Annotated in this window: 17 protein-coding genes; 6 read left to right on the top strand and 11 right to left on the bottom strand. The window is 40.3% G+C overall.

What is annotated here, in order from left to right; genetic code table 11:
* The first annotated feature begins 71 nt into the window (after nt 1-71).
* The gene (locus tag FRX45_RS18200; protein WP_152269900.1) at nt 72-1,961 is read left to right on the top strand and encodes a BatD family protein; all 1,890 of its coding nucleotides are present in this window, start codon (nt 72-74) and stop codon (nt 1,959-1,961) included.
* Nucleotides 1,962-2,132: 171 nt separating this feature from the next.
* Here the strand turns inward: FRX45_RS18200 and FRX45_RS18195 are convergent, their stop codons facing one another.
* From FRX45_RS18195 to FRX45_RS18160, 8 genes are all read right to left on the bottom strand, one after another.
* Complete coding sequence (locus tag FRX45_RS18195; protein WP_152269899.1) at nt 2,133-2,558, bottom strand: hypothetical protein; 426 nt, start codon at nt 2,556-2,558, stop codon at nt 2,133-2,135.
* Between the two features lie 133 nt (nt 2,559-2,691).
* On the bottom strand, nt 2,692-3,399 hold the full coding sequence (locus FRX45_RS18190; protein ID WP_152269898.1) for a hypothetical protein: 708 nt from the start codon (nt 3,397-3,399) through the stop codon (nt 2,692-2,694).
* 32 nt (nt 3,400-3,431) lie between these two features.
* Complete coding sequence (locus FRX45_RS18185) at nt 3,432-3,983, bottom strand: RNA polymerase sigma factor (protein ID WP_152269897.1); 552 nt, start codon at nt 3,981-3,983, stop codon at nt 3,432-3,434.
* Nucleotides 3,984-4,006: 23 nt separating this feature from the next.
* Nucleotides 4,007-4,963, bottom strand: a complete 957-nt coding sequence (locus tag FRX45_RS18180; protein WP_193311765.1) for a transketolase family protein — start codon at nt 4,961-4,963, stop codon at nt 4,007-4,009.
* A 37-nt stretch (nt 4,964-5,000) separates the two neighbouring features.
* Nucleotides 5,001-6,056: a UDP-glucose 4-epimerase GalE gene (gene galE, locus FRX45_RS18175; protein ID WP_152269895.1), complete on the bottom strand. Its 1,056-nt coding sequence runs from the start codon at nt 6,054-6,056 to the stop codon at nt 5,001-5,003.
* Nucleotides 6,057-6,075: 19 nt separating this feature from the next.
* On the bottom strand, nt 6,076-6,969 hold the full coding sequence (gene rfbA, locus FRX45_RS18170; protein WP_449369417.1) for a glucose-1-phosphate thymidylyltransferase RfbA: 894 nt from the start codon (nt 6,967-6,969) through the stop codon (nt 6,076-6,078).
* Nucleotides 6,970-7,133: 164 nt separating this feature from the next.
* Complete coding sequence (locus tag FRX45_RS18165; RefSeq protein ID WP_152269893.1) at nt 7,134-8,327, bottom strand: inorganic phosphate transporter; 1,194 nt, start codon at nt 8,325-8,327, stop codon at nt 7,134-7,136.
* 58 nt (nt 8,328-8,385) lie between these two features.
* Nucleotides 8,386-9,030: a DUF47 domain-containing protein gene (locus FRX45_RS18160; RefSeq protein WP_226805445.1), complete on the bottom strand. Its 645-nt coding sequence runs from the start codon at nt 9,028-9,030 to the stop codon at nt 8,386-8,388.
* A 210-nt stretch (nt 9,031-9,240) separates the two neighbouring features.
* Between FRX45_RS18160 and FRX45_RS18155 the strand changes: the two genes are divergently transcribed.
* From FRX45_RS18155 to FRX45_RS18140, 4 genes are all read left to right on the top strand, one after another.
* Nucleotides 9,241-12,033 carry a TonB-dependent receptor domain-containing protein gene (locus FRX45_RS18155; protein WP_193311764.1) on the top strand — a complete coding sequence of 931 codons (2,793 nt, stop codon included), beginning with the start codon at nt 9,241-9,243 and terminating at the stop codon, nt 12,031-12,033.
* A 36-nt stretch (nt 12,034-12,069) separates the two neighbouring features.
* The gene (locus FRX45_RS18150; protein WP_152269891.1) at nt 12,070-13,470 is read left to right on the top strand and encodes a hypothetical protein; all 1,401 of its coding nucleotides are present in this window, start codon (nt 12,070-12,072) and stop codon (nt 13,468-13,470) included.
* A gap of 64 nt (nt 13,471-13,534) precedes the next feature.
* Complete coding sequence (locus tag FRX45_RS18145) at nt 13,535-14,050, top strand: toxin-antitoxin system YwqK family antitoxin (protein WP_152269890.1); 516 nt, start codon at nt 13,535-13,537, stop codon at nt 14,048-14,050.
* A gap of 110 nt (nt 14,051-14,160) precedes the next feature.
* On the top strand, nt 14,161-14,625 hold the full coding sequence (locus tag FRX45_RS18140; RefSeq protein ID WP_152269889.1) for a hypothetical protein: 465 nt from the start codon (nt 14,161-14,163) through the stop codon (nt 14,623-14,625).
* A gap of 103 nt (nt 14,626-14,728) precedes the next feature.
* Here FRX45_RS18140 and FRX45_RS18135 read toward each other — a convergent pair whose 3' ends face one another.
* Nucleotides 14,729-15,016: a cell division protein ZapA gene (locus tag FRX45_RS18135; protein WP_152269888.1), complete on the bottom strand. Its 288-nt coding sequence runs from the start codon at nt 15,014-15,016 to the stop codon at nt 14,729-14,731.
* A gap of 94 nt (nt 15,017-15,110) precedes the next feature.
* On the opposite strand from FRX45_RS18135, the gene FRX45_RS18130 reads away from it, so the two are divergent.
* Nucleotides 15,111-15,404, top strand: coding sequence for a hypothetical protein (locus tag FRX45_RS18130; protein WP_152269887.1), 294 nt, complete (start codon nt 15,111-15,113; stop codon nt 15,402-15,404).
* On the opposite strand, the gene FRX45_RS18125 is transcribed toward FRX45_RS18130, so the two are convergent.
* Nucleotides 15,405-15,695, bottom strand: coding sequence for a hypothetical protein (locus tag FRX45_RS18125; protein WP_152269886.1), 291 nt, complete (start codon nt 15,693-15,695; stop codon nt 15,405-15,407).
* A 24-nt stretch (nt 15,696-15,719) separates the two neighbouring features.
* Entirely contained in the window at nt 15,720-18,149 is a 2,430-nt protein-coding gene (pheT, locus tag FRX45_RS18120) for a phenylalanine--tRNA ligase subunit beta (protein WP_152269885.1), read from the bottom strand.
* Between the last annotated feature and the right edge of the window lie 294 nt (nt 18,150-18,443).

Below are 18,443 nucleotides of genomic sequence, written 5' to 3'. Positions count from 1 at the left end.
TTGTAGTCAAATGCTATATTTGTTATGCTCATATTGTGATTGTTACAGGCGTGGAGGGAAGAAAATAAAAAATGAATCGTATAGGAAAATATTTACTTCAGTTTGCATTGCTGCCATTTGTTTTTTGCCTCACGGCCCGGGAGGGTTCCGGTCAGGTGAAAGCTATTGCTTCAGCCAATAAAAATATCATTCTGCAGGATGAATTAATAAAACTGCAATTTAATATTGAGAATGCAGATGAAGTGCAGCAATTTGTTCCGCCTTCTTTTAAAGGGTGTAAGATTGTTGAAGGGCCGCACCATACAGCGGGCACTTCAGCCATTAATGGCGTTGTGAATAATTATGTTTCTTTTGTATATATTATACAGCCTGGGGGCCCCGGTAACTATTCTCTTTCAGGGGCCTCCGCTAAGATAAATAACCGGCGTTTTGTTTTCAATACCATCAGGTTTAAAGTTAACCAGGCAAAACACAACAATAACCAGTATAATTTTCAAAGCCAGCGCTACGATGATGTTTTGCAACAAAATTTATACAGCGATTATATTCTCCGCAAGGGTGAAGATATTCATAATAAGATCCGGCAGAATCTTTTTATTAAGGTGGATGTTAATAAAAATCACTGCTATGAAGGTGAGCCGGTTGTAGCCACCTATAAATTATATACCCGCCTGCGCTCCGAATCCAAAGTATCCAAAAGACCTTCTTTTAATGGTTTTAGTGTATATGATATAGTTGATCCTTCATCCGTGCCCTCCACTATTGAAACGCTGAATGGTAAAGATTTTAATGTATATCTTATCCGCAAATCACAACTTTTTCCGCTCCAGTCGGGCATACTTGAGCTTGACCCGGCAGAAGTAGAAAATTCCATTTCTTTTTTGAGTGCAGAAAAAGCAATGAAAGACAAAGGAGCGCATCTTCCGGAATTGCTGCGATCCTTTGAATCTGATGATGTTTCACACGAAGGAATTGTAACAGAAAATGTAAATATCAAAAGCAATCCATTAGCGGTAACGGTAAAAGCGCTTCCTGCTTCCGCCAAACCATCCTCTTTTAATGGGGCGGTAGGAGATTTCAGCATTGAAGCTACTATTAACAAAAATGAAATTACTTTAAATGATGCAGCGGTCCTCAGGATTATTATAAAAGGTGAAGGTAATTTTGGAATTATTAATGCCCCTGCCGTGCACTGGCCAAAAGACATTGAAGCATACGAACCTGAGATAAAGGAAGATGTTTTAAGAACCGTTGTACCTATGCGGGGCTATAAAACTTTTGCATTCACGGTAATGCCTAAACGAACAGGTAAAATAAAAATTGCCCCTGTTGAGTTCTCCTACTTTGATCCGCAGGTTAACCAGTATAAAACTGCAAAAACGGATTCTATTTTTATTAATGCTGTTCCTGCTGCGCAAAAAAACCTTTACAACGGCTCCGCTGTAACTGAAAAGGAGAATACAAAAATCAAAACGAACAGGTTCTGGATAATGGGCGTAGCTGCCGGGCTGCTGGTTCTATTTGGCTTTATTTTATTCAGGTATATTCGTTTGCCATTCAGTGCGCCCGCTGCGAAAGTTGTTAAAAAAGACAGCCGCCTGGAAACGATGCCTGTTAACCAGGAGGAATTACAGCCTGCTTTTTTATCCAATCCTTTATTTCGGACGCGCCTTATGCTTATACAGCAAAACGGGCAGGGATTTTACTCCGAATTGGGCAAAGCATTATGGAATTACATGAATGAAAGGTTACAGATCCCCCCCGGTACGCATCTGAGTAAAAAGAATATAGAGGAGCAATTGAAGATAAAGGGATTCGATGATATCATTATTGCCCAGTTTCAATTGCTTGCCCAGCAATGTGAGGTTGCTTTATATACTCCTGTTATTAATGAGGCCGAGATGCAGTCTGTATATGATCTTGCGGAAGATTTACTGGACAGTATTTCAAAGCATTCGTAAAACGTTATTTCTGTTTCCCGGATTATTATTCGCCTGTAAAAAGATACACGTGTTCCTTTGCCACACAATCACTCCCTTAAAAAAATAAGGCCAGCCCTAGAAAGAGCCAGCCGTTGCTAACCTATGAAAAACACCAAGTTAAAATTAGGTAATTATTCGGTATTTAAAAAATCATTTGTGCTTGCCGGGTTGTGATCCGCCGTTCTGCCTAGCTTTTATTCTTTGCTGCATTTCCCTGCGCACCATAGTCTTAAATCTGTCTTCCGCCTCATATACTTTTCGCCCCCTTTCTTCATCCAAAATACTGCGAAAATCCTTCCTGTATTTTTTCCTTATATCCAGGGCTTTTTGTTGTTTCTCAAGGGCATCATTAATATTCTTATCCTTTATAACAGCCCTTAATTCTTTTCGGTATTTATTAAACAGCGGCCAAAATTTTTCGGCTTCATTTGAAGAGAGTTGCAATTCCCTGGTGAGATACCCAATTTCAAGCATTTTTATTTTCTCTCTGCCGTTTCCGGAGTCTGCAACTTCTTGTCCGTTCGTTAGCAAGGTTGCAAATGTAATAAATCCAAAAAGTAAAAAAATTTTTTTCACGGAAAAAAATATTTAATTTTTTTATTTTAATAGAAAAGTTTTAAGAAAACCGTTAGTTATAGTAATAATATCTATATGTTATGGTATAATATTGAAAATTTAAAAAGCTGTTAGCTAAAAATACTGCCTCTTTTTAGAAAGATACCTCTCTACCAGAAATATCTTCCTCATAATTGCGGAGCGCTTCGTAGGGTATATCCATAAGCATATTTCCCAGGTTTGAATCATCCATCTTTAAAAAAACAATATCTACAAATTCCGTATCAGCATCGTTTTCTGAAACCCATTCCGGTGTTTCGGGTACGGCTGAAAGATAGCCTGCCAGGTCAATATCGGAAACCTCGGGTAGCTGTATTAACACAGGCTGTTGTTTATCATTTCCGGTAGATGACAGGGTATGGCTGCTATTATTATCCTGTGTATTATTCCAAAAAAACAATGTGCTTACTGCAATAACCCCGGTTATGGCGGCGGCTGCAGCATATTTCCACCATCCCCGGTTCCTGCTTTTAAAGCGGGTATTAATTTGAAAAACGGGGGCTTCTTTTTTTGTTTCATCCAGTTTTTCTGTAATGCTTTGAGGAAGTGTATCGAAATAACCAGCAGGAATATTGAATGCCGGTTTATTTTTTAATGATGCAATAAGAGGTGATAATGCTTGAATTTCCTCATCTGGCGACAAACCATTGTCCACTTTATTTTCTTTTGCCAGCCTTAATAGTTTTTCGGGTAAAGCTTCAAAATATCCAGGCGGCACTTTAAAAACGGTATTGTTTTTAATTTCAGATAGGACCGGGCTGATCTCTTTTAATTCTTTCTCTATGTCCGAATTACGTTTCATTAAATGTTAAGACTACGTTATATGTGGAAGGTTTAATGATTTAAAATAAAGTCTTCTATCTTTTTCACTGCGTGATGATAGCTGGCTTTTAATGCACCTTCCGAGGTATCAAGTACCCTGCTCATTTCTTCGTAGGGCATCTCATCGTAATAACGCAGGTTAAATACGAGGCGCTGTTTTTCAGGTAGTTCCTGGATGGCCAATTGCAATTTCCATTCTATTTTGTTTGCATCAAAATCCTTGTCGGCTTTCAGTTGGCTGGCTATACTGCCTTCATTGTCAATAGATACTGAAGATTTCTTCTTTTGCTGTTCGAGGTAAGTCAGCGATTCGTTGGTAGCAATCCGGTACAGCCAGGTATAGAGTTGCGCATCTTCGCGGAAGTTATCGAGCCCGTTCCATACTTTAATGAACACATTTTGTAAAACGTCATTGGCATCTTCGTGGTGAATGACCATACGGCGTATATGCCAGTACAGTTTTTCCTGGTACTTTTTTATAATACTGGTAAAAGCTTTCTCCCTGGTAGCGGGTATGCGGAATTCCTGCAGTAACAAAATATCATCAGCACGATTAATTGCCATACCTGGGTTAAATTTTAAATGCCTTATTTCCGCTTCAGCACTTTTTCCGCCGCGGCAACAATATCAGGAGTATCAAGCCCGTATTTTTTTAATAGCTCAAGGGGCTTGCCACTTTCGCCAAATGTATCTTTGGTACCCACATATTCAATAGGAACGGGGAAATGTCCGGCGGCCACCTGTCCTATCGCATCACCCAATCCGCCAATAATATTATGTTCTTCTGCCGTTACTGCACATTTTGTTTTGCGTAGGGTGGTTAATACAGCTTCTTCATCTAAAGGTTTTATGGTGTGTATATTCACAACTTCGGTACTTATTCCTTTTTCTTCCAGTAATATTCCTGCTTCAATAGCCTTCCATACCATGTGGCCGCAGGCAAAAATGGCAACATCACTGCCCTGTGAGAAATACTGAGCTTTACCGATCTCAAACTTTTCATCAGCTTTCGTAAATATCGGCCATACGGGTCTGCCAAAGCGGAGATATACAGGACCCACATAATCTGCTATGGCAAGTGTGGCAGCTTTGGTTTGATTATAATCGCAAGGCACGATAACAGTCATACCCGGCACCATTTTCATCATGCCTATATCTTCTAATATCTGGTGTGTGGCGCCATCTTCTCCCAGGGTTAACCCGGCATGTGAAGCGCATATTTTTACATTCTTTCCGGAATAGGCCACCGACTGGCGGATCTGGTCGTACACCCTGCCTGTGGAAAAATTGGCAAAAGTAGTAGTAAAGGGAATTTTACCGCCAATGGTTAATCCGGCAGCTATGCCTATCATATTGGCTTCTGCTATGCCACATTGTATAAAACGATCGGGAAAATCTTTAATAAATGCATTCAATTTTAATGAGCCTGCGAGGTCGGCAGTAAGTGCCACCACATTTGGATTTTTTTTGCCTAATTCATAAATGCCATCTCCAAATCCGCTTCTTGTATCTTTTTGCCCGGTTACCTGTATGTCTTTTAACATGATTTTATTCGTATATTTTATGCCGCAAAATAATGGATTAATTTAACTGGATATTTTTTCCTGTAAACAATTTTTCATCCTCTTTAAGCTTTTGTTCCCATTTCCAGGCGGTTCCCAAAATGTCTTCCAGGTTAAATTCGGGTTGCCAGCCCAGTTGTTGTCTGGCTTTATCATTATTGGCATAAATAGCAACCACATCGCCCGGACGGTTAGCGCCAATGGTATAATTCAAAGGAATACCCGTTACTTTTTCAAATGCCTGAATCGTTTCCAGTACGGTAATACCCGAACCTGTGCCAAGGTTAAATATTTCAGGATTGCTTTTGTTTTTCTTATCTATCAAATACTGGAGCGCCAGCGTATGGGCATGGGCCAGGTCGCTTACATGTATAAAATCTCTTACGCAAGATCCATCGCGTGTAGGGTAATTATTGCCAAATACCGTAATGCCGGGTAATTTGCCAATGGCGGATTGCGTAATAACGGGAACAAGATTCTGCGGTTTATCAATAGGTAACTCTCCTATGAGCGCGGATGGGTGGGCGCCTGCGGGATTGAAATAGCGCAATAAAACACATGCAGTGTCATTGACGTGCGAAAATTCGCCAATGATTTGTTCCCCCATTTGCTTGGTATACCCATACGGTGATTCTGCAGCTTTGGTAGGTGTGGTTTCTGTTACCGGTATATGATCGGGATTCCCATACACCGTGCAGGACGAAGAAAAAACGAAATAAGGGATTTTGAAAAATTCAACGCATTTCAAAAGGTTGATCAGTGAAACGAGGTTGTTTTCAAAATAAAGCAAGGGTTTTTCCACCGATTCCCCTACAGCTTTATACGCGGCAAAGTGAATGATACCGGCTATATCCTCATTTTCTTCAAAAATGGCATTGGTATCATTAAAGTCGCAAAGGTCTACCTTGTAGTTTTTTACTTTTTTGCCGGTTATCTTTTCGATGCCTTCCAGCAAACGCTCAGAGGATCGCGAATTATTATCAACGGAAATGATGTCGAACCCGTTTTCAACCAGGTCAACAATAGTGTGCGATCCTATATAGCCACAACCACCTGTTACCAGAATTTTTTTCATAGCTGTTATAAAATTTAATTCAAGATACTAAGTTCAGAAGATATTCGCCATAACCACTTTTCATCAGGGGTTCCGCTATTTTCAATAATTGTTCCTTATTTATAAACCCCTTTATATATGCAATTTCTTCTATGCAGGCAATTTTTATGCCCTGCCTCTGTTCAATTACCTGTACAAATAAGGAAGCCTGCATCAGTGAATCGAATGTTCCTGTATCCAACCATGCAGTTCCCCTGTCTAATACCGATACTTTTAGGTTGCCCCTGCGCAGATATTCCTTGTTCACATCTGTAATTTCATATTCTCCTCGTGGGGAAGGCTTTAAACTTTTAGCAATATTTATTACTTCGTTGTCGTAGAAATACAACCCCGGCACTGCATAATTGCTTTTAGGCTTTACCGGTTTTTCTTCGATAGAAAGCGCCTTCATCGTTTCATCAAAATCTACCACTCCATATCGTTCCGGATCGCTTACCTGGTAAGCATATACTATTCCGCCATCGGGATCAATATTATTGCTTAAGGTGCGGCCCAAGCCGCTTCCATAAAAGATATTATCACCCAATACAAGCGCCACTTTTTCTTTGCCTATAAATGTTTCCCCTATTACAAATGCCTGGGCAAGCCCGTTGGGTATTGCCTGTTCGGCATAGGAGAACTGCAGTCCTAAATGGCTGCCGTCTCCAAATAATTTTTTAAAGTTGGGCAGATCATGTGGTGTAGAAATGATGAGCACTTCCCTGATGCCTGCCAGCATAAGGGTTGATAAGGGGTAATAGATCATGGGTTTGTCGTAAACCGGCATAATTTGCTTGCTGATCGCATAAGTAATTGGATGCAATCTTGTGCCCGATCCACCCGCCAAAATAATTCCTTTCATTTGAAAAATAATGATCTGTTTATAGAATAACATATTGTACCTCAAACGCCACCGGACAGCGCTTTTTCGTCTTTTTCTAAAAATTCTGTGCAGCCATGCTTCACCTGAACAGAATACGAAAATTAAAGGCTGTGATAACCCGGTTTTTACCCCGGGCGAAGTTACCCACTTCGGGTTAAAGTATAGCAGATTAAAAATCAAAAAAAGAAATGCGAGAGCCAGTATATGATGGCTGCCATGAGCGCACTTATAGGTATGGTTATGATCCATGCCCAAAGCAGGTTAACGGTAACGCCCCAGCGTACGGCCGATAGCCGCTTAGTGGCTCCCACACCCATTATAGCCCCTGCAATGGTATGGGTGGTGCTTACCGGTATTTTAAGGTGCTCGGTAACAAAAAGCGTAATGGCGCCTGCTGTTTCAGCGGCAACACCTTCAAAGGGTGTTACCTTGGTAATACGGCTGCCCATGGTTTTTACTATTTTCCATCCCCCGCTTAATGTACCCAATGCTATTGCTGTATAGCAGGCTATAGGAACCCAGAACGGCATTTCATCAAAAGATTGGATACTGCCATGCGAAATGAGAGCAACAGTAATAATACCCATTACTTTTTGTGCATCATTGCCACCATGACCTATACTAAACGCAGCAGAAGAAACCAATTGCAGTCGTTTAAACCACACAGTAGACCGGTGAGCGTTTAACTTACTCAGGTAAAGCGTAAATATGCACATTATGAATATGATACAGGCGAGTAGCACCAGCTTAAAGTTGTGTGAATGAAAAATCACCTTCATGATATAACCATCGTAGTGTGATTTTAATTTAGCCGGATCGAATTCCATGATTTGGGAAAGCGTTACTATCGTAATCACTATAATGGCTATAGAAAACAACTTAGGCCAAATACTTTTTTGGAAAGAATGAATAAACCATAGTGAAATGATAAACGCCATAATCATTCCTACAAGCGGCGCTAAAAAAATAAATGCTACAATCTGCAAAACCGGGGCGGCATTTACAGCATAAAAGCCTGCATGGGCAATAGCCGCGCCTGTAAATCCGCCAATTAACGTATGTGAAGAAGAGGAAGGTATCCCAAACCACCAGGTAATGAGATTCCATATAATGGCGGCCGACAAACCTGCCAGTACCACCTGGAGCGTAATATAGCTTTCCTTTACGGTTTTGGCTATGGTATTTGCTACGCCATGATCTTTAAAAATAAAGAATGCTACAAAGTTGAACAAAGCTGCCCAAAGCACTGCCTGGAAAGGAGTGAGCACTTTAGTGGAAACAATAGTGGCTATTGAGTTGGCGGCGTCATGAAACCCGTTAATATAATCAAAAAGCAAAGCTAGAATGATAATTACAACTAATAAGGTCATACATCCTGGTTTGAAAATCTGGTAATGAGGAGATCTGAAAGTTTCAAATTCTCAAACATTATGCATATTTAACTATAATAGATTCGATTACATTGGCGGCATCTTCACATTTGTCTGTTGCTATTTCCATGGCCTGGTAAATCTCTCTTTTCTTTATTACTTCTTTAGCATCCGGCTCGGTAGCAAATAAGCGCTCAATGCTCATATCAAATATATCATCTGCCTGGTTTTCGATGCTGTTTATTTTTACCAGCGATTCTGTTATCTGGCGAAGGTTTTTCATGTCGCGTAATTCATGCACCGCCGTTTTAATATGTTCGCATGCCTGAACAATCAGTTCCGCGAATTTTTGCATGCCCTGGTCATTGGGATTAACGCGGTAAAATTTAATTTTTTTGGATGAAGCAAAAATATAATCAGCTATATCATCTAAGGCAGAAGCGAGATAATGGATATCCTCCCGGTCGAAAGGGGTGATGAAATTTCTGCCTAATTCCGTAAATATCTTATGGGTAAGGTCATCATTTACATGTTCAAGTTCTTCAATCTGGGAAGCTATCGCTGACCTTTTATCGTAATCCGGTTCGTGCACCACTTCTTTTAATTTCCTTGCCATTTCCAGTACTTTAACGGCAACTTCTTCAAAGAGTTGGTAAAAAACCCGGTCCTTAGGTAAAAAGATCTTCATTATAGAATTGATCATAACAGAAACTTTGGGCAAAAGTAAAGGTATCATTTTCTGCCCACCCCTGATTTCGAGAGTTAATAATTTCTTAACATGCCTGTTTTTGTTCCACATTTTATGCACCTCATTAACATTATGGTAATACCTGGGCTATATATTGTTAACGTTGCCGTAATTATGGGTTAACACCGGAAGCATTTCTTTGCCGAAAATTCAGGTATGCAAATTATGCTTAGAAGTTGTGCCGTATTTATTTTCATGCTATCCTTTTTATTTGTTCATGCGCAAACCATACCGTTAGCAGGCAAGGTGGTAAATGAAAAAAACGAACCCGTTCCGGGCGCATCTGTCAAAATTTCCGGAGTGCCCGGAGGAACCATTACGGATATAGAAGGCCGCTATACGCTGCATCTTTCGCCCAACAAAACATATGGATTAATTATTTCTGCAGTGGGTTATGCAGAGAAGCATATTGCTGAAGTAGAAGTGGCGGAAGGCAACGCAAACGAATTGAATATTATAATAGAGACGGCAGCAAAGGATTTGGAAGCGGTTGTTGTTACTGGCAGCAGAACCAACGCCCGGAGAGAAACGGTAAATTCAATTATCGCATTTCAAAAAAATACAAATACCGTTGCTTCTGTTATTTCGGCGGAGAGCATTCGACGCTCGCCCGATAAAAACACAGGGGAAGTGCTGAAAAGAATTCCCGGAGCCAGTATACAGGAAGGAAAATATCTTATTGTTCGCGGGTTAAGCGACAGGTATAATACGGCGCTTTTAAACGGGGTACAATTATCTACTACCGAGCCAGACAGAAAAACCTTTTCCTTTGATATTTTCCCTTCATCTATGATTGATAATATCATTATTAACAAAGCCTTTGTTCCCGAATATCCCGGTGAATGGGCGGGAGGGCTGGTGCAGGTAAATACTAAAGATATTCCCTCTTCCAATTTTCTTTCTGTGCAGGTTGGTACCGGGTTTAATACGCAAACGATCGGCAAAGATTTTTATACATATAATGGAGGGACCACCGACTGGTTAGGAGTTGACGATGGAACAAGGGCATTACCCGGTCATTTTCCCACCAAAACCAATTTCCAGGAATTACCTGATGCGGGAAAAACAGACCTGGCCAAAAGCATAGCCACCAATTGGTCTGTGCACAAGGGCAAAGCCCCTATCAATGCATCTTTCCAACTGAATGGCGGATTTAATACCAGGCTTTTCAAAAAAGATTTTGGAGCGATCATTGGACTAACCTATAGCCGTTCCAGCCGGAACATGGATTTTGATAATGGGTTCTATAGTTTTAATAATAACCAGGGTTCATTGCTATTTGATTATAATAGTCATAAATACAGTACCGATGTATTGGCAGGTGTGCTGGCGAACTTTTCAATAAAGCTGAACAGGAATAATAAAATCAGTTTTAAAAACATACTCAATGTAAATGCTTCGGATTATACTACCTTAAGAACCGGCATTGATTATGAGCAGGATCCTGTATTGGGGGAAAATATCCGTGCCAGGGAACTGGCGTTTCGTTCTAATACGTTCTTTAATACCCAGCTTACGGGAGAGCACAATATCGCATCGCTGGGTACTAAAATTAACTGGTATGGCAGTTTTAATATTCTTGATGGGTATATACCCCAGCAGCGTCGCGTGCAGTACAATCAATCAAAGCAGGAACCCGGCGCCCCTTATAATTTACTGATCGGCGAATCAAAATCTCAAAAAACAGGTAGCGTATTTTATTCTATGTTGTCCGACTATATCTATAATGCAGGCGGAGATATAACAAAGCGGTTCAGGCTTTTTGAGCAGAGCCAAACCATAAAAGCGGGCTATCTCTTCCAGGTAAAAGACAGGCTTTTTGATTCAAGGCCGTTCTCTATATATCTTGTAGACGGAACTTCTCCATTGCGTTTGCAGGATGAAGATCATGTATTTAATGAAGCAAATTTTGATGCAGGCGATCAGCGAAAATTTAAGTTTGATGAAATTATCGGCAAGCAATACCGGTATATGGCCAATAGCATTTTGAATGCCGGGTATCTTCAGTTTGATAATCAATTCAGTTCGTGGTTAAGAGTGGTGTGGGGCGCAAGGTATGAGCATTTTGACCAGTTGGTAGGCAGCGTAAAACAAAATGATGAACGCCATGCACATATTAAACAAAGCGATCTGCTTCCCGCTATTAATTTTACTTTTGAGCTGAACTCCAAAACAAATATCCGTTTATCGGGTTCCCAAACCATTATTCGTCCTGAGTTTCGTGAACTTACCAATTTTGCCTTCTACGATTTTGAATTAGGCGCGGCGGTTATCGGCTCCAGTTCCCTTAAACGAACCAAAGTAACCAATGTTGACCTGAGATATGAATTGTATCCGCGTGCAGGAGAAATGGTAACCTTAGGTGTGTTCTATAAGTATTTTAAAAATCCTATAGAGTTATATTTTAATCAGTCCGGTGTAGCTACCAATACTTTTAATTTTTTGAATGCACAGGAAGCAACAGGTTATGGAATTGAATTTGATTTTCGAAAGAAGCTGGATTTCGCCAGTGCATTGAGAAATTTTACGTTACAGGCAAATCTTTCCTACATCTTTAATAAAGTCAATGACCCCAATGTTAAAATTGACAGGCCCATGCAGGGTCAATCTCCTTATGTTGTCAATGCTTCACTTCAGTACGATATAGAAAAAGCAGGAATAAGTACAACACTTTTGTTTAACCAGATCGGTCGCAGGATTTTATATGTGGGAAATGAGCAGGTGCCCGAAATATGGGAAAACCCGCGTCCGCTTCTTGATTTTCAAATAGCCAAAAAAGTATTGAAGGGAAAGGGAGATATACGGTTGAACATATCCGACATATTCAATAAAAGAGCCTACTTCTATCACGATGTAGATGAAAATAAAAATCTGAAACTGGGTTCCACGGATGTAGTAGCTATAAGCAGAAATTATGGAACTTCTTTCAGCATTTCTTTTGGATATACCATTAAATAAAAATTGCACATTATAAAAATCAATAAATAAAGGATTATGAAAAAGATATTAGCATTTGCAGTTCTGGGAGTACTGATAACTGCCGGTTGCCGTAAAATTGAAGTTGACGGTAGCATTAAAGGAGATGATGGTGGTACACCGGGAGAAACTACTATTCTTTCGGGTAAGATTAACGCAGACAGAACCCTGAAAGAAGGAACAACATATAAACTGAGGGGAATAGTATATGTGGTTGATGGCGCTACATTAACGATTGAAGCAGGCGCAAGGGTAGAAGGAGAAAGATCTACCCGCGGCGCATTGATCATTACCCGCGGCACTAAACTAATCGCTAACGGAACAAAAGAAAAGCCTATTGTGTTTACATCGGATGCTGCAACACCTTCTTCGGGCGACTGGGGTGGTATTGTAATGCTGGGACGTGCAAAAACCAACAATTCCTTTAATGGCGCTGCAGGTATTGGTGAAATCGAAGGTGGCGTTAACAACGCAGATGGATTGGGATTGTATGGCGGTGCCGATGACGCGGATAATTCAGGATCGCTGCAATATGTGCGCATAGAATATGCAGGATACGCTTTTTTGCCCGACAAAGAATTGAATTCATTAACATTAGGTGGGGTAGGCAATGGTACTACTATTGATTATGTGCAGGTGAGCTACGCATTAGACGATGCATTTGAATGGTTTGGCGGTGCGGTAAACTGCAGTCATTTAATTGCCTATAAAACTTTGGATGATGATTTTGACAGCGATAATGGGTACCGGGGTAATGTGCAGTTTGGCATTGTATTAAGAGATTCATCGCGTGCCGACATTTCAAAAGTGGAAGCATTTGAAAGTGATAACGATGCCAATGGCAGTGATTTAACTCCTCAAACGGCGCCGGTATTCAGCAATATAACGGCTATAGGCCCCCGAGAGAAAACAACTAATATTGGTAATAGTTTATATAATGCAGCAGCACAATTGAGAAGGAATACCAGTACTTCTATTTTCAATTCTGTGATAATGGGTTGGCCTACAGGATTGCTGATTGATGCCAGTAAAGGAACACCTGTTCAGGGTAACATTACGGCAGGCAAACTGGTAGTGCAAAATACAACCATAGCGGGCTGTGCAACGCCCACCAAATTTGCCGATAATACGGGAACAGCAACGGGGTGGACAAATACGGATGTTGCCAACTGGTTTGGTACCACTGCCCATGATAATGCGATATTGGCTGAAAATGCTGAAGTAAAACTGGCCGACGTATTTAATTATTCAAACCCCGATTTTACCCCGCAGGCCGGCTCGCCCTTGCTGAATGCTGCCAGCTTCACGCATGCTAAGATAGCAACCGGATTTACTCCTGTTACATTCCGGGGTGCTGTAGGTGTTGCGGGCACACCCGAAGGCGACTGGTGGAAAGGCTGGACTTCTTTTGTCAATTAAAATTAAAACCTTACCGCTAATGATAAGCAGCCTTTTATGGGGCTGCTTTTTTATACTTTTATTTATGAGAATTTTTATGTCCATTGCTGCAATAGTGATCATGGGTATTGCCTGTAAAGGCACAAAAAAGGACGCAGTCGTACAGATCATTAAAGTGGATACCGCATTCTTTGATTCCATACGCCGCAACAGCGACACAGGCTTCACAAGGACAATAGGAGCGGGGGAATTTTATAGCGCTGAACAATATTATACGGGAGGCGACAGCATTGTTTCAAAAATAATGAAAGATACTGCCGGTCGTATAACGGGGTTTGTGCAATTTCATAAAAATGTTCGTACGGCCTATGCAGAGTATTATACGAACGGGCAGTTAAAGGCAAAGTTGTTGCCCGATAGCCAGGGACGGTTTGATGGTCAGGCTATTTACTATTATGAAGATGGACGCATAAAGAGTAAGGGTGTATATGATAAAGGGCTTTTTTCAGGAACCTGGAAGAATTATTCCGCAGAAGGAATGTTGATTTCAACTGACGAGTATGATTCAAACGGGCAGTTGATCCACTCTGTTACCCCTTAACTGCTGACAGGTATTTGAATCGTTGTAATGGTTTGCATCTTTCTTTCTATCCATTAGGGTGATGCCGGAGATGAATATTTAGTGAAAACGATTAATTTTAGTTGATGGAAATGGAATGGCTTAAATCTGGCATTACACCCCTGCGTGATCTCATTGCCTTTCTCAATAAAAAGGCGCAAACCAATAATATTCATAAAAAGCAACTCATAAAAGAGTTGCGTAATAACCTCAACGTTTTTAGCAATGGATTCCTGAACAATTCATCTTATGACACTATTATTGATCTGCTCAGTAATGATGCCTTCCAGGATGCGGTAAAGAATAATTTCACTTTTAAAAAACTGAACCCCGGTAAAATTGAAATGCATCATATACATGATGAAAGAAACAAAAAATACATCGGCTGGAATGCCGAAAAACTGGCGGATAAGATTGATGAAAAAATAATTGAGCTCAGGAATATTAAAAGATTGAATAGCGGCTCAATAAAAGAAGTAAAAAATAATATCACGCTTATGATGAGCAATCTTTATTTCCGGATGAAGCTTTTGGCTGATTTTATCATGTCGGGATAGATTTTTTGTTTGATGTTTGATAAAATAAACAAAGCCTTATAGACAGTAATTCCTGTTAAAATGGAAGCCAGTCAGTAATGACGTATTCCTTCGGGCAGGTGGCTTACAGTCCAAGTGTTTTATTCAGTTGTCCTTCCATTTTTGCGAGCGCTTCTGTAAGGTTCTTTTCCAAAACCGTTGATTTCCCGCTCTGTAGCTGGGTTGCATACCACAGCAATACCATAGATACATAGTCCTGCATATCCTTACCGGCAAACTCAGTTTTATATTCTATGATCTTATCATTAATGATTTTGATGGTTTTTCTTACCTGTTCTTCATCTTCAGGAGCTACTTTAATTCTGTAGGTTCTGTCGCCAATACCTATGTTGATAGCTATGAGTGTTTGCATATGCTGAATATTAATGTTATTTTTATTCACACTTTATCAACAGTTAATTGATTTTCTTTCGTTATGTTAAAAATAATTTCAAACTATTGATACAATGATTATCCCTGAATCTAAAACCGAAAAACCTTCCATGATGCTTGCAAAACTAAAATCCCTTGTATTTATAGATACGCTGATCTTTGAGTTAAGTGATGCTACTGCTTCCTCGTTAAGGGCTGTGCTTAAGGATGATAAAGGAAAAGTTTGCAGCATGTTCGAAACCGAAGTGGAACCTGCACAAAAATCTTTTTGCTGGAACGGGCTTAATGATTTACCATACGGTGTATATACGCTCGAACTTTCAGGTGGAAAAGAGGAGCAGTTAATGCGCCTGGTAAAAAGAATTTAACTATTGATTCGCAAGCAAAGCAATACATTGATCTATTTCCTTAATGTATGTATTGATGCGTTTCTCCAGTTCAGATTTAACTTCCTGTCCCGCCTGTCCTGAGGAGATTTTTGCTATCTCCACCTGCTGTTGTAGCCATGCAGCTTTCTCCTTCATCTCTTTTTCCCCGGTCTTTTTTTGTTCCAGATCCTCCCTTAACCTGTCATTTTCTTTTTGCAGCGCATAATATTGTTTTAGCAATAACTGCAACTTTTCATTTATACGGCTGATATCTTCGTTAAGATGGCTCATAAAAACACAACAATATGATACATTTTATTTTCTTATTTCTGCCGATAGCTCCTGCTCAAAGGTATGCATGATCTTTTGCATCATGCTATCAATTTCAGTGTCAGTGAGGGTTTTTTCTTTGTCCAAAAAAGTAAAGTTTACTGCAAAAGACTTTTTTCCTGCGCCCAGTTTATCACTTTCAAATACATCAAATAGTTTTATGGACTGTAGTTTTTGTATGCCTGTATTTTTAACAGCCTGCTCCACCTTTTCATAGGCAAGCTGTTTGTCCACAACAATTGCAAGGTCGCGTTGAACAGCCGGGAATTTCGTAATTTCGGTATAGCCCGATTTTTGACGGGAGGCATAATCACATACCTTTTCCCATTCCAGTTCAGCATACCATACCTGTTGTTTAATATCAAAACGTTTTACAGCAGATGCGTCTGCCAGTCCTAATTTTATAATTATATCATTATCAATTATTACCTGTATACCATATTGCAGGTAATTAACAGTGACCGGCTGAACCTTGTACAGGGTAAGTCCTGCAGCCTGCAAAATGCTTTCTGTAATTCCTTTCAGGTAATAAAAATCACTTTTGTCTTCTTTGGTTTTCCATGATGCTTCCTTTGTCATTCCCGTAATATACAGGCATAATTTCTCCTTTTCTTCGTATTGTCCAACGCCGCTGGTATGATAGGTTTTCCCAAATTCAAATAAACGGAGGTTATGGTTTTTACGGTTAATATTATGTACCAGGCACTCCAGCCCTGTTTCAAGCATGGAGGGACGCATAATATTTAATTCAGCGCTCAGGCTGTTGAGCATTTTTACGGAAGTATTCAATGTGGCATCGTCAAAATAGGCACTGTTGGTGATGGAGTTGGTGAATATTTCATTAAAACCATTCCCCGCCAGGTAATTGGCTACCTTTTCTTTTAATGCTGTTTGGTAAGCAATGGTCTCTACAGAAGGGCTTATGGTGATGCTACCCGGAATATCTACATTATCATAGCCGTCAATGCGCATCACTTCTTCCACAATATCTGCAGGTAATTCAATATCGGGCTTGCTGAAAGGGGCCGCCACCCTTATTTTATCAATATCTTCCTGGATCATCTCAAAGCCTGAATGAGTAAGTATTTTTTTTACGGTATCGGGGTGATAACTTTTGCCACTTAACTTTTTGAGATAATGATATGTAAGAATAACCTGCTTTTTTTCTTTGGGAGCAGGGTACACATCTGTAATATCCGATGCAATTTCTCCCCCGGCCAGTTCTTTTATCAGTAGCGCTGACCTTTTTAGCACGGTTACCGTATTGCTGATATCTACTCCCTTTTCGAAACGAGCGGCTGCATCGGTACGTAAATTATGGCGGAAGGATGTTTTGCGGATGGTAACAGGATTAAACCAGGCGCTTTCTAAGAAAATATTTTTGGTATCGGCGGTTACGCCACTATGTAAGCCTCCAAACACGCCTCCAAAACACATGGGTTCTCCGTTGCCGTTACATATCATCAGGTCATCGCCGTGGAGCTTTCGTTCTTTTTCATCTAAGGTGATAAAGGGGGTGCCTTCAGGAAGGTTCTTTACAATTACAGTATTTCCTTTTATCTGGTCTGCATCAAAGGCATGCAGGGGTTGGCCTGTTTCGTGTAAAATGAAATTAGTAATATCTACTATATTGCTGATGGGCCGCAGCCCTACTGACCTGATACGCTGTTGTAACCATTCCGGGCTTTCTTTAATGGTTACATTTTCTATGCGTACGCCGCTATAGCGTTCACAGGCTGTTTTGTTTTCTATTTTTACTTCAATAATATCACCCTGCCTGTCTTTTTTAAAATTGTTGCTGTATGGGTACTTAACCGGGTAATTTTTTTTGTCATGAACGCTTAAATAAGCGCATACATCTTTGGCAACACCCAGGTGGCTCATGGCATCCATACGGTTAGGGGTAAGTCCTATTTCATAAATCCAGTCGCTCTGCAATTTAAAATAATCGGCTGCGGCGGCACCGGGCATTGCATCATCCGGCAAAACCATTATGCCATCGTGGTTGTTACCAAGTCCTAATTCGTCTTCAGCGCAAATCATTCCATAGCTTTCTATACCCCGTATTATTGCTGCTTTCATGGTAACCGGATCTGCCTTATATGGGTAAATAGTAGAGCCCACAGGTGCTACCACCACTTTTTGACCAGCAGCTACATTTGGCGCGCCGCATACAATCTGTAAAGGTTTTTCTGCGCCTGTATCTACCCTGGTTAACCGGAGTTTATCGGCATTGGGATGTTTTTCTGTTTCCAGTACCTGCCCTATAACCAGGCCTTTTAATCCTCCCTTCACCGGTTCGGTCTGTTCAAAATTTTCTACTTCCAGTCCTAATGAGGTTAATATAACAGCTAATTTTTCGGGTGTAATATTTACCGGAAGGTATTCGCAAAGCCAGTTGTAACTGATGGTCATATAATGATTACTTCTTTTTCAATTTCAATACCAATTAACAAAGCGGTGGCAAAGATAATTAAATTGAGCGGGCGCCGAAAAAGGCTGTAAGTCCATACTGTTATTTTAATAGCCCGGCCAAAAAAATCCAACTGAATTGTTTAGCACAATGGGTGTGTATTATTTCCGTTATTGGCAACAATTTTTCGGTAAATTGTGTATAAATGAAAAATAATGGTGGAAAAGCCCACTCAACATGTGTAAAAGCATGTTGGTATAAATTAATAAAAAAAAGTGGAGCTGTAATTTGGTTAT

This window comes from Agriterribacter humi, from assembly GCF_009192765.1.
In the GTDB taxonomy this organism is placed as follows: domain Bacteria; phylum Bacteroidota; class Bacteroidia; order Chitinophagales; family Chitinophagaceae; genus Agriterribacter; species Agriterribacter humi.
Note: the sequence above shows the minus strand (reverse complement) of the source record. Positions and strands in the feature narration are given on the sequence as shown.